The sequence below is a fragment of the Stenotrophomonas bentonitica genome, from assembly GCF_002887735.1.
GTDB lineage: Bacteria > Pseudomonadota > Gammaproteobacteria > Xanthomonadales > Xanthomonadaceae > Stenotrophomonas > Stenotrophomonas bentonitica_A.
In genome coordinates this window covers 37,997-50,503 of record NZ_PKQP01000004.1, presented here as the reverse complement: position 1 = coordinate 50,503, position 12,507 = coordinate 37,997, and the positions used below count along the sequence as shown (strand labels likewise).

At 67.6% G+C, this 12,507-nt stretch carries 11 protein-coding genes; 5 read left to right on the top strand and 6 right to left on the bottom strand.

The features are described from left to right. Positions 1-103: 103 nt before the first annotated feature. Both mnmE and C0R07_RS09350 read left to right on the top strand, forming a co-directional pair. Positions 104-1,447, top strand: coding sequence for a tRNA uridine-5-carboxymethylaminomethyl(34) synthesis GTPase MnmE (mnmE, locus tag C0R07_RS09355; RefSeq protein WP_070474182.1), 1,344 nt, complete (start codon positions 104-106; stop codon positions 1,445-1,447). Between the two features lie 134 nt (positions 1,448-1,581). Then, positions 1,582-2,634, top strand: coding sequence for a glycerophosphodiester phosphodiesterase (locus C0R07_RS09350; RefSeq protein ID WP_102788888.1), 1,053 nt, complete (start codon positions 1,582-1,584; stop codon positions 2,632-2,634). A gap of 113 nt (positions 2,635-2,747) precedes the next feature. Here the strand turns inward: C0R07_RS09350 and C0R07_RS09345 are convergent, their stop codons facing one another. Next, a complete protein-coding gene (locus C0R07_RS09345) occupies positions 2,748-3,530 on the bottom strand; it encodes a rhomboid family intramembrane serine protease (protein WP_102788765.1) in 783 nt (260 codons plus the stop codon). Positions 3,531-3,627: 97 nt separating this feature from the next. Continuing rightward, positions 3,628-4,587, bottom strand: a complete 960-nt coding sequence (locus C0R07_RS09340) for a TerC family protein (RefSeq protein ID WP_070474178.1) — start codon at positions 4,585-4,587, stop codon at positions 3,628-3,630. 414 nt (positions 4,588-5,001) lie between these two features. Between C0R07_RS09340 and C0R07_RS09335 the strand changes: the two genes are divergently transcribed. Further along, on the top strand, positions 5,002-6,171 hold the full coding sequence (locus tag C0R07_RS09335; RefSeq protein ID WP_019184040.1) for a class I SAM-dependent rRNA methyltransferase: 1,170 nt from the start codon (positions 5,002-5,004) through the stop codon (positions 6,169-6,171). Positions 6,172-6,289: 118 nt separating this feature from the next. Next, positions 6,290-7,540 carry a dipeptidase gene (locus C0R07_RS09330; protein WP_070474176.1) on the top strand — a complete coding sequence of 417 codons (1,251 nt, stop codon included), beginning with the start codon at positions 6,290-6,292 and terminating at the stop codon, positions 7,538-7,540. A 130-nt stretch (positions 7,541-7,670) separates the two neighbouring features. On the opposite strand, the gene C0R07_RS09325 is transcribed toward C0R07_RS09330, so the two are convergent. Both C0R07_RS09325 and C0R07_RS09320 read right to left on the bottom strand, forming a co-directional pair. After that, positions 7,671-9,083 carry an amino acid permease gene (locus tag C0R07_RS09325; protein WP_019184038.1) on the bottom strand — a complete coding sequence of 471 codons (1,413 nt, stop codon included), beginning with the start codon at positions 9,081-9,083 and terminating at the stop codon, positions 7,671-7,673. A gap of 236 nt (positions 9,084-9,319) precedes the next feature. Continuing rightward, positions 9,320-10,315: an aldo/keto reductase gene (locus C0R07_RS09320; protein ID WP_102788764.1), complete on the bottom strand. Its 996-nt coding sequence runs from the start codon at positions 10,313-10,315 to the stop codon at positions 9,320-9,322. Positions 10,316-10,415: 100 nt separating this feature from the next. Between C0R07_RS09320 and C0R07_RS09315 the strand changes: the two genes are divergently transcribed. Further along, a complete protein-coding gene (locus C0R07_RS09315; RefSeq protein WP_102788763.1) occupies positions 10,416-11,315 on the top strand; it encodes a LysR family transcriptional regulator in 900 nt (299 codons plus the stop codon). On the opposite strand, the gene C0R07_RS09310 is transcribed toward C0R07_RS09315, so the two are convergent. Together C0R07_RS09310 and leuE are read right to left on the bottom strand one after the other, a co-directional pair. Next, positions 11,281-11,682 (bottom strand): hypothetical protein, encoded by a 402-nt coding sequence (locus C0R07_RS09310; RefSeq protein WP_102788762.1) that lies wholly within the window; start codon positions 11,680-11,682, stop codon positions 11,281-11,283. The genes C0R07_RS09315 and C0R07_RS09310 overlap by 35 nt on opposite strands. A gap of 185 nt (positions 11,683-11,867) precedes the next feature. Next, on the bottom strand, positions 11,868-12,494 hold the full coding sequence (gene leuE, locus C0R07_RS09305; RefSeq protein WP_102788761.1) for a leucine efflux protein LeuE: 627 nt from the start codon (positions 12,492-12,494) through the stop codon (positions 11,868-11,870). Positions 12,495-12,507: the final 13 nt, after the last annotated feature.

Genomic DNA, 12,507 nt, shown 5'->3' with positions numbered 1-12,507 from the left:
CACAGGAGACCCGCCGCAAGGCGGGTTTCCTGCATCTGCGGCCCGCGCATCCTGCGGTCCGTAGAATGCCCCCTGATTCCCCGCACGCCGCAGTGAGCCCGACATGACCCATGCCCCCGACACCATCGTGGCCATCGCCACCGCGCCCGGCGCGGGCGGCGTCGGCATGCTGCGGCTGTCCGGCCCGCAGGCGCGGCCCATCGCCGAGGCGATCGGCGTGCGCGCGATGCAGCCACGGCATGCGCACTACGCGCGCTTGCGCGATGCGGCCGGCGAGGTGATCGACGACGGCATCGCGCTGTGGTTCCCGGCCCCGAACAGCTTCACCGGCGAAGAAGTGGTGGAGCTGCAGGGACATGGCAGCCCGGTGGTGCTGCAGCAGCTGGTCGCGCGTTGCATCGCCTTGGGCGCGCGGCAGGCGCGGCCCGGTGAATTCAGCGAGCGCGCCTTCCTCAACGGCAAGCTCGACCTGGCCCAGGCCGAGGCGATCGCCGACCTGATCGCCGCCAGCGATACCCGCGCAGCGCGCGCGGCACGCCGCTCGCTGGATGGCGTGTTCTCGCGCCGCGTGGACGAGGTCGCAGAACAGCTTGTTCTGCTGCGGATCCACGTGGAAGCGGCGATCGATTTCGCCGACGAACCCCTGGATACCCTCGGCGGCGCCCAGGTGCGCAGCGGTCTGGTCACCGCGCTGCAGGCACTGATCCGGCTGCGCGACGATGCCGAACGCGGGCGCAAGCTGCGCGATGGTCTGCACGCGGTTCTGGTGGGCCCGCCGAACGCCGGCAAGAGCTCGCTGCTCAACGCGTTGGCCGGCAGCGAGCGGGCGATCGTCACCGACATCGCCGGCACCACCCGCGACACCCTGCGCGAAACCATCCGTATCGATGGGCTGGAACTGACCCTGGTCGACACCGCCGGCCTGCGCGAAGGCGGGGATGCCATCGAGCGCGAAGGCATGCGCCGGGCGCGCGAGGAAATGCAGCGCACCGACCTGGCCATCGTGGTGGTCGATGCGCGCGACCCGCAGGCGGGCCGCGACGCGGTGGGCGACAGCATCGCCGAGGTGCCGCAGCAGCTGTGGATCCACAACAAGAGCGATCTGCTGGACGCGATTCCGTCTGACGCCGCTGCGGACGTGGTGCATGTCTCAGCCGCCACCGGCCTCGGCCTGGATCAGCTGCACGCGCGCCTGCGCGCGCTGGCCAGCGGCAGTGCCGGCGACAGCGTGGACGGCGAGTTCTCCGCGCGTGCCCGCCATGTGGAAGCGATCAGCCAGGCCATCGGCCATGCCGAACGCGCCGAATCGGAGCTGGTCCACGAGCACCTGGAGCTGGCCGCCGAGGAACTGCGCCTGGCGCATGAGGCGCTGGGCGAGATCACCGGGCGGATGAGCGCCGATGATCTGCTCGGGCGCATTTTCTCCAGCTTCTGCATCGGGAAGTAGGCGGCGCCTTTCTTCGCGTTGTCACACCCCTGCAGCAGACTGACCCGGTTCTTTATCGACAGGAATCTGAAGTGTCCAAGCCGTTGTGGGGATGTGTGTTGCTGGTGTCGCTGGCCGTGGCACCATCGGTGGCCATGAGCGCTGAATCGTCTTCCCCTACGCCGGCCAAGGCCGCCGTCTACGGCCACCGCGGCGCCAGTGCGCTGCTGCCCGAGCACACGCTTGCCGCCTATGCGCAGGCCATCGCCGACGGCGCCGACTACATCGAGCCGGACCTGGTGATGACCAAGGACGGTGTGCTGGTGTCGCGCCACGAGAACGAGATCAGCGGCACCACCGATGTGGCCGCGCACCCCGAGTTCGCCAGCCGCAAGGCGGTCAAGACCATCGATGGCGAACGCATCGAAGGCTGGTTCACCGAAGACTTCACCCTCGCCGAACTGAAAACCCTGTACGCCCGCGAGCGCCTGCCGCAGCTGCGCAGCACCGCGTTCGACGGCCAGTTCCGCATCGCCACGCTGGACGAGATCATCGCTTTCCTGGTGCAGCAGGCCGGCCGCGCCAACCGCGGCATCGGGCTGGTACCGGAGATCAAGCACGGCACCTACTTCACGCGCATCGGCCTGCCGATGGAAGACAAGGTGGTCGCCGCGCTGCAGGGCAACGCCTACACGCGCGTGGCGCCAGTGACGATCCAGTCGTTCGAGGTGGGCAACCTGCGTTACCTGCGCGGTAAGCTCGGCCGCGACAGCAATATCCGCCTGCTGCAGCTGCTCGGCGATCCCAAGCAGCAGCCCGGTGATGTACTCGCGGCCAAGGGCAGCCAGCGCTATGCCGACCTGATCACCCCGGCCGGGCTGCGCGACGTGGCCACCTACGCCGACGGCATCGGCCCAAGCCTGCGCATGGTCATTCCGCTGGACGCGCAGGGGAAGCTCGGCACCCCGACTTCCCTGGTGCGTGATGCGCATGCGGCCGGCTTGATGGTGGTGCCGTATACGTTCCGGCCGGAAAACTACTTCCAGGCCGCGGAGTTCCGCAGCGGCGAGCCGAATGCCCGCAACGCGGAAGGTTCGGTCGCCGAGATGCGGGCCTATCTGGCCACCGGCATCGATGCCTTCTTCACCGATGACCCGGCGCTGGGCAGGCGTGCGGTGGATGGGGATGGCGCACCGGCGAGCCGGTAGGTACCGACCGTTGGTCGGTACGCTCGTGATCGGCGCGATATCGGAATGTCCGGCGCACGGCAGCCACGCATGGCGTGGCTCTACCCCGGCATGCCATCAGGTGGCGTCGCCGGTCAATCCAGCGATGACCCTTCATCGCGCCGCCGGAACGGCAGCACCACGAAGTCGCGGCCCTCGCGTGGTTGCCACAGCACCGGCACGCGGGTCGGGGAGGGCGGCTCCAGATCGGCGTCGCGCGCCGCCTCGATGTCGTCCTCTTCCTCATCTTCCCAGCTGTAGCGTTTGCGCGGCGCCATCGGGTCGGAGAGGCGGAACAGCAGCGCGCTGATGATGCCGGCGAAGGCACCGCCCATATGCGATTGCCAGGACACGCCCGGCTCGTGCGGCAGGATGGTGAGCAGCATGCTGCCGTAGAACAGGAAGGCGATCAGCCCGGCAGCGATCGCTGGCCGGTCGCGGCGCAGCAGGCCGAGCACGAACACCAGGAACATCAGGCCGTGGGTGATGCCACTGGCGCCCAGATGGCGGCTGCCCAGATCGCCGAGCAACCAGGCACCCAGGCCCGAGCCGAGCCACAGCAGGGGCAGCGCGCGCAGCGTTGCGTTGGGATACACGCTGCCGGCCAGGGTGCCGAGGATCAGCAGGGCTGCCGCGTTGGCACCCAGATGCTGGATCGAGCCGTGCAGCAGCGGTGCACCGAGAATGCCGAGCAGGCCGGCCTTGTCCAGCGGGGCCACGGCCCACGGACGCCAGTCGAAGTGGCCCTGGGCGGTATACACCGCGACCAGCAGCACCACGAAGGCCAGGCTCAGGTTGAACGCCCGCAGTACACCACCACGGTCGTTGCGGGACGGAACCGGCGGCGCGCCGGTGGGCTGGGGCAGGTTGGCGTTCATACCCTTAGGGATGGCGTCGCCCCGGATGAACACAAGGGCAACGTCGTGGGAGAGAGAGGTACCGCCTGCGGGACAATCCCGCAGGCGGCACGGTCGGTCAGGCGTGGCCGCCTTCTTTCGGCGGGTTCTTCAGGCTCAACACCACGGTCGCGGCGATGATGACCGCCACCACGCCCAGCGAGATCGGGGTGGGGATCTTGAAGAGGTCGATCAGCATCATCTTGATGCCGATGAAGGCCAGCACCAGGGCCAGGCCGTACGGCAACAGGTGGAAGCGATCGGCCATGCCGGCCAGCAGAAAGAACATCGCGCGCAGGCCCAGCACCGCGAAGACGTTGGAGGTCAGCACGATGAACGGGTCGGTGGTGATGGCAAAGATCGCCGGGATGCTGTCCACCGCGAAGATCACGTCGGTGACCGCGATCAGGATCAGCACCACGAACAGCGGCGTGAACCAGCGCTTGCCATCGCGCATGACGCTCATGGCGTTGCCGGCATAGTCGGGCAGCAGGCGCAGGTGCTTGCGCATCCAGCGCAGGGCGGGGTTGGTCTCAAGATCCGGCTCGCTGCCGGCCGAGAACCACATCTTCCAACCGGTGAAGAGCAGGAATGCACCGAACACGTAGAGCAGCCAGTGGAACTTGGTCAGCAGCACGCTGCCGGCGAAGATCATGATCGTACGCAGCACGATCGCGCCCAGGATCCCGATGATCAATACCTTCTGACGCTGTTCCTCGGGCACTGCGAAGTAGCCCATGATCATCAGGAACACGAAGATGTTGTCCACCGCCAGGGCTTTCTCGACCAGGTAACCGGTCAGGAACTCCAGGCCGACCTTGTTGGCCACCACCTGGCCGGCAGTCTCGTTCAGGTAATACCAGAGGCCACCGTTGAAGGCCAGGGCCAGGGCGACCCAGCCGATGGACCACCACAGGGCCTCCTTGAAGGTGACCTTGTGGGGGCCGCCGTGTCGCATCAAGACGAGGTCGACCAGCAGCGCGATGATCACCACCGCGCCGAAGCCGCCCCACAACCACACATTACCGATCGTCTGCATTGGGTTTATCCGTTGGAAAAATAGATTGCCTCAAGCCGGACGGCGAGGATCTGCAACGGAGGATCGGGGGGATCCAGGGACAGAGCTTCGCCATACGGCGAAGGTCTCGCTCGCAGTCCCGATGGGTGGGACTGCCGTTGCACCGGAGCCTGCGGGCTCGAATTGACGGCGACAACGTCTGGGAGCTACTCCCCTTCTGGGGCCGATTCTGCGGGGTGCCGGGGCCGGCGTCAAATCCTTTCCATGCCCCGGTGCGGCTGAACGAAACGCCCCAACCGGTAGTGACGGCCGCTGGCCGTCAACCACGTAGCGGCCGGGTCTACCGCGCTGACGGCCAGCGGCCGTCACCACCAGAGCGCCAGCGGCGTCGCTCCCAGCGCCGAGGGCTGCAGGCTTCCCGTTTACAATACGCCCATGAATACCCCTGCCCCCGTTGTCCGCCTCAAGAACGCCTGGCGCTCCAGCCACCCGTGGATCTTCCAGAAACTGGTCGAAAAGCCGGCCGTCCGTCCCAAACCCGGTGCCATCGTCGACGTCGTCGGCGTGGACGGCGAGTGGATCGGGCGTGGCTTCTACAACGGTCACTCGCGCATCGCCGTGCGCATCCTGGAGACCGATCAGGCCATCCCGGTCGACGCCGGCTGGTTCTCGCGCAAGATCGCCCAGGCGGTGTCGCTGCGTCGTGAGGTGCTCAAGCTGGACCAGGTCTCCGATGCCTGGCGCGTGGTCCACAGCGAAGGCGACGGTCTGTCCGGCCTGGTCGTGGACCGCTATGGCGACCTGGTGGTGGTCGAGTTCTTTGCCGCCGGCATGTTCCGCCACCGCGAATGGGTCTACGAGGCGCTGCGCGAACAGTTCCCGGGCTGCCGTTTCCACAGCTTTGCCGACGAGCACGTGCAGAAGCAGGAAAGCTTCGACTTCCACGGCAACACCACCACCGAAGCCTCGGTCATCACCGAGTACGGCGTGAAGTTCCGCGCCGACCCGGCCGGTGCGCACAAGACCGGTTTCTTCGCTGACCAGCGCGAGAACCGCCAGTGGCTGAGCCAGCAGGTGGAAGGCAAGACCGTGCTCGACCTGTGCTGCAACACCGGTGGCTTTGCGGTGTATGCCGCTGCGCGCGGTGCGGCCGAAGTGGTCGGCATCGATATCGATGAAGACGTGATCGCCATCGCCAAGGGCAACGCCAAGCTCAACAACGTGCGGCCGAAGTTCATCCAGTCCGACATCTTCCCGTGGCTGCGCGATGCGTCCAACCGGGGTGAGCAGTACGACGTGGTGATCCTCGACCCGGCCAAGATGACCCGCGACCGCGACCAGGTCATCACCGCGTTGAAGAAGTACCTGGACATGAACAAGCTGGCGCTGGGCGTGGTCAAGCCCGGCGGACTGCTCGCCACGTTCTCCTGCACCGGCCTGGTGGCCGAGGATCAGTTCCTGGACATGCTGCGCCGCGCCGCGTTCTACGCCGGCCGCACCATCCAGATCCTGAAAGTGGCTGGCGCCGGTCCGGACCATCCGTTCATGGCCCACGTGCAGGAATCGCGCTACCTCAAGGCCGTGTTCTGCCGCGTGGTGGATTGAGGTCTGTCCGGGCCAGACCCGTTGAACCCGGGACCGTAGAGCCACGCCATGCGTGGCTTCGCGGGCCAGATCAAGCCCAGCCACGCATGGCGTGGCTCTACAACCAAGGTGAGGCGTCATGACGTTGCGCAGTCTGTCTTTGCTGGTTTCGCTGGCGTTGTGCACGCCACTGGCCGCCCACGCGATCGAATTCACCCCGCAGGAACTGGCCAGGGCGTCCACGCTGCAGCAGCGGCTGCTGACCCTGGACAGCCACCTCGATACACCGGCCAACTTCCACCGTGACGGCTTCGACATCACCCAGCGGCACGACCACAACGCGCTGTCGCAAGTGGATTACCCGCGCATGGTGGAAGGCGCGCTGGATGGCGGTTTCTGGGCCATCTACACCGACCAGGGCGACCGCAGTGCGCAGGCGCACCAGCACGACCGCGATGCCGGCCTGCTGCGGCTGACGGAAATCCGCGAGATGCTCGCCGCGCATCCGGATACCTTCCAGCTCGCGCTGACCGCCGCCGATGCCGCGCGCATCAAGGCCGCCGGCAAGCGCGTGGTCTACATCAGCATGGAGAACGCCAGCCCGCTGGTCGACGATCCCACGCTGCTCAGCTACTACCACCTGGCCGGCCTGCGCCTGCTCAGCACCGTGCACTTCGCCAACAACGAGTTCGCCGATTCGGCCACCGATCCCAAGGGCGCCGAATGGAAGGGCCTGAGCCCGGCCGGCAAGGCGCTGGTGGATGAAGCGGTGCGTCTGGGGATCGTGATCGATCAATCGCATGCCTCCGATGCGGTGTTCGATGATCTGATCGAGCGCATGCCAGTGCCGTTCGTGCTCTCGCACAGCTCGGCCAAGGCGATCTACAACCATCCGCGCAACCTCGACGATGCGCGCCTGAAGCGGCTGGCCAAGGCCGGCGGCGTGATCCAGGTCAACGCCTATGGCGGTTACCTGATCGACACCGGCAAAAGCGAGGCGCGCAAAGCGGCCGAGACGGCGCTGATGGCGCAGCTCGGCACCGATTACGACGGGATGAGCATCCAGCAGGGGGTCGCGCTGAAGAAGGGGCTGGAGGAGATCGACCAGCGCATCCCGCTGCGCAAGGCCACGCTGGACGATTTCTTCGCCCACTTCGAGCACATCCTCAAGGTGGTCGGCCCCGAACACGCAGGCATCGGCCTGGACTGGGATGGCGGCGGTGGCCTGGCCGATCTCCAGGACGTAAGCCAGTTGCCCAAGATCACTGCGTGGCTGCTGCGCAAGGGTTACACCGAGCAGCAGATCGCCGGCATCTGGGGCGGCAACCTGCTGCGCGTCATGCAGCAGGCGCACGATCATGCCGCCAAGGCCGCGGCCGCGAAACCCTGAGGCCAGTGGCGCGTCGCGCGCTGCCCGGCAGGGCGTCGTCACCGCTGCCAACAACGAAAAAGGCAGGCCTTGGGCCTGCCTTTTTCACACCCGGTCATCTCATCGCCGGCCCGGTGGCCGGCGCGATAGCTCAGCCCTTGCCCAGCACCGCATTGCGGCGGCCATAGGCGAAGTAGGCGATCAGGCCCACGACGTTCCACGCCAGGAAGTACAACTGCGTGGTGCTCGGCAGGCTGAAGAACAGGTACACGCAGCCGATCACCGCCAGCGGGCCGACCACGTAGGCCAGCGGCGTGCGGAACTTGCGCACGCGGTTGGGCTCGCGCTTGCGCAGCACCACCAGGCACAGGCCCACCGCGGTGAACGCGGCCAGCGTGCCGGCGTTGGCCAGTGCGGCGATTTCATCCAGGCGTGCCACACCGGCCAGCGCGGCCACCAGCACCGCGGTGAACAGCGTGGTCGCGATCGGGGTGCCGGTGCGCGCGCTGACCTTGGACAGGCCACGCGGCAGCAGGCCATCGCGCGACATGACGAAGAAGATGCGGCTCTGGCCATACAGGAAGGCCAGCAGCACTGTCGGCAGGGCGATCACCGCCGCCGCGCCGATCCACTTGGCCGCGCCCGGGCTGCCCAGCTCGCGCAGGATTAGTGCCAGCGGCTCGGCGCTCTGGCCGAAGATCGTGTAGCTCATCGCACCCACGGCGGCCAGCGCCACCAGCACGTAGATGATGGTGCAGCCGACCATCGAGCCGATGATGCCGATCGCCAGGTCGCGCTCGGGTTTCTTGGTTTCTTCGGCCGCGGTGGAGATCGCATCGAAGCCGTAGAACGCGAAGAAGATGATCGCCGCGGCCGCCATCACTCCGCGCTCGACGCCATCGGCGCCCAGCGACTTGACGAAGCCGAACGGCATGAACGGCTCCATGTGGCCGGTATCGAAGTGCGGCAGGGCGATCGCCACGAACACGGTCAGCGCGATGATCTTGACCACCACCAGCACCGCGTTGAGCGTCGCACTCTCCTTGGTCCCGGCCATCAGCATGCCGGCCACCAGGAAGGTGATCAGCACGGCCGGCAGGTTGATGAAACCGCCTTCCACGTGCGGGCCGGCGGTGAGCATCAAGGGCAGGTCGATGCCCCAGCCGTGCAGGAAGCCGACCGCGTAGCCGGACCACCCCACCGCCACCGTGCTGACCACCAGCGAGTACTCCAGGATCAGGCTCCAGCCCACCACCCAGGCCACCATCTCGCCGAGCGCGGTATAGCTGTAGGTGTAGGCGCTGCCGGCGGCCGGCATCATCGTGGCCAGTTCGGCATAGGACAGCGCCGCGCAGGCGCAGACCGCGCCGGCGATGGCAAACGAGATCAACACCGCCGGCCCGGCCAGGTTCGCGCCGACACCGATCAGGGTGTAGATGCCGGTGCCGACGATGGCGCCGATGCCCAGCGCGATCAGGTGCGGCCAACTCAGGGTCGGGATCAGTTGCCTGCCGGCTTCATGGACGGTGACAGTGTCTAGGGACTTGCGCCGGAGCAATGACATGGGGCCTCGCGGTGGATGACTGTGAACGACAAGTCTGCGAGTTTTACCGAACGCGGCGCAGCATTACTACTGCCAAGCGTCGTAAGCAGCCGCACGGTCGCCATGACTGGGGCGAAGGTGACGAAACCAGCACAAAGTCCGGGCACTCATCCCTGTGACATCCGGTACCGGTCACGGCACCGGATGTCGTCGCCGAACGCGGTCTGGCTGCCGCGCACGCTGCTGGCCGGTGGATCTCAGCGGTTCAATGTCGCCATCGCCGCGGGAGCATAGCGCGGGCCGGCGGCGGCATTGGCCCGGAAGAGGGCGTCGATGCGGGCCAGCTCGTCGGCGCTGAGCTGCACCTGCAGCGCGCCCAGGTTCTCGTCCAGATACGCCAGGCGCTTGGTACCCGGGATCGGCACCAGGTCTTCGCCCTGCGCCAGCACCCAGGCCAGGGCCAGCTGCCCGGGGCTCACGCCCTGGGTCTTGGCCATCGCGGTGACCGCGTCGACCAGCGCCAGGTTGCGGTCGAAGTTCTCGCCCTGGAAACGCGGCGATTGGCGGCGGTAGTCATCGGCGTCGAAATCGGCCGGGCTGCGGATCGCGCCGGTCAGGAAGCCACGGCCCAGCGGCGAGTAGGGCACGAAGCCGATGCCGAGCTCGCGCACCGTCGCCAGCACACCGTTGTCTTCCGGATCGCGCGACCACAGCGAGTACTCGGTCTGCACCGCGGTGATCGGATGCACCGCATGGGCGCGGCGGATCGTGCTTGCCGAGGCTTCGGAGAGGCCGAGGAAGCGCACCTTGCCCTGTTCGACCAGCCGCGCCATCGCCCCCACGGTGTCCTCGATCGGCACCGTGCCGTCCACGCGGTGCTGGTAGTACAGGTCGATGTGGTCCACGCCCAGCCGCTGCAGGCTGGCCTCGCAGGCGGCGATCACGTACTCGGGGCGGCCATCGACGCTGCGCGCGGCGGTGTCGCTCGGCTCCAGCCTGATCCCGAACTTGGTGGCGAGGAACACCTGGTCGCGGCGGCCGGCGATCGCCTTGCCGACCAGCACCTCGTTGGTGTGCGGGCCGTACATGTCGGCGGTGTCGAGCAGGGTGACGCCGCGTTCCAGCGCGCGGTGGATGACCGCGATCGCGTCGGCATCGCTGCCGCGGCCGCCATAGAAGGCGCTCATGCCCATGCAGCCCAGGCCGAGCGCGGAAACGGTGGGGCCATCACGGCCAAGGGTGCGGGTCTGCATGAAGTACTCCGGGGAAGGGAAGGAACAGGACCAGCATCCTCCTGCGGACTATGTGGATAAACTGGCCGCTCCTGCATCATCTTTGAAGCAATCCTTCACAATGAGCGCTCAGCATCCCCTGCCCGCCGTGGTTGCCTTCGCCCGCGTCGCGCACCATGCCAGCTTCACCCGGGCCGCCGACGAGCTGGGCGTATCGCCCTCGGCGCTCTCGCAGACGGTGCGCGCGCTGGAGGCCCACCTTGGCGTGCGGCTGCTGCACCGGACCACGCGCCGGGTCGGCCTGACCGAGCAGGGCGCACGCTTCCTGGCGCAGGTACGCGAGGGCCTGGCCCGGATCGACGCCGCGTTCGACGACCTGGACCAGGTGCGCGATGTCCCCGCCGGCAAGCTGCGCATCAACGTGCCGCGGATCGCTGCCGAACTGCTGGTGCTGCCGCACCTGCCCGGCTTCCTGGCGCGTTATCCACAGATCGAGGTGGAGCTGTTCGTGGAAACCGCGCTGACCGATCTGGTCGCCGGCGGCTTCGACGCGGGCATCCGCTTGGGCGAAAGCCTGGCCCGCGGCATGATCGCGGTGCCGATCGGGCCGCTGGAACGCCAGGTGGTAGTGGCCACGCCGGACTATCTGGCCACGCACGGCGTGCCCGCGACCCCGGCCGACCTGGTCGCGCACGAGTGCATCGTGCACCGGCTCAGCACCGGCCGGCGGATGGCGTGGGAGTTCACCGGCGAGGGTCGCGATTTCGAGGTCGAGGTGGCGGGCCGGCTGGTGTTCAACGACGCCGGGCTGATCCATGCCGCCGTCACCCGGGGCATTGGCCTGGCCCAGGGATTCGAGGCGCTGTACGCCGGCGATGTGGCGGCCGGCCGGCTGCAGTGCGTGCTGCAGGACTGGCAGCAGCCGTTCGCCGGTTTCCACCTTTACTACCCGGCACGTGAGCAGATGGCGCCCAAGCTGCGGGTGTTCATCGACCACCTGCGTGAGGCGATGCGGCGCTGATGCGCGCGGCTGGGCCGGTGCCGGGCAGCAGGGCGCGTGCCCAGTCTGCCTGCGGTGGATGGCCCTGTGGATAGATCACCTGCGCATCCCCGGGGAAGCGCTTGCAGCACAACACGCCGTCGGCATCGAACAGACGCCAGCCCTGCGCCGCCGCTTCGGCCTCGGCGATGCGATGGCGCAGCCCAAGCACCAGGCTGGCGTGGCAGTCGAACAGGCACGTACGCAGATCGATCCGGTCCAGCGGCTGAAGCCCCGCGACGATGCGGGTCACGGCGGGATGGGCCAGATCGATGCGCCGGGTGTGCATGCCGAGCAGGCGCTCGTCATGACCGCTCAGGTGCTGCACGAAGTAGACAGGTGGCGGCATGGGTCCCCGCAGTGTTGCGCACGCGCCGGTGAGGCGACGTTGGACGATGGCGCCGATTGGACACCTCGCCGGTACGCAGGGGAATCTCAATGTTTGAATGAAAACCGAGCGTCGCGATGATGCTGCCTATCCGCGGCCGAACGCGACGCGCGCTGTCGTCGTGCACCACGCTTGCGTGCAAGGGCTCAGCCGCTCACGCCCAGCCGCACACCGAACCCGACCAGGAACACCCCCGCCACGCGCCTCAGCCAAAGCCCGACACGCGGGTGCTGGAGAATCCGACGGCGCAGCAGGTTGCCCACCCCGATCAGCACCGAGCAGTACGCCAGCCCCATGACGAAGATGATCAGTGCCATGGTCGCGAACGTCACCACGCCCTGGTGGCGTGCTGGATCGATGAACAGCGGCAGGAAAGCCATGTAGAAGATGATCGCCTTCGGGTTGAGCAGGTTGATCAGCACCGCCTGGCGGAAGTAGTGGCCCGGCGTGAGGCGGATCCCGCCTTCCTCGCCCTGGGCGCGCGGCTGGCGCAGCAGGCCGATGCCGATCCATACCAGGTAGGCCGCGCCCAGGTACTGCACCGCGTGGAACACCAGCGGGTTCGCCTTGAGCAATGCAGCCACACCGGCCACCGCCAGCCACATCAGGATTTGATCGCCCAGCAGCAGGCCGAACAACGCCGTGTAACCGCCACGCACGCCGCCGCGGCCGGTGGCGGTGAGCAGGGTGAACGTGCCCGGGCCCGGCAGGGCCAAGAACACCAGCACGGCAGCAACAAAGGTCCACAGATCCTGGATGCCCATCCACGGCATGGCGGCGACTCGA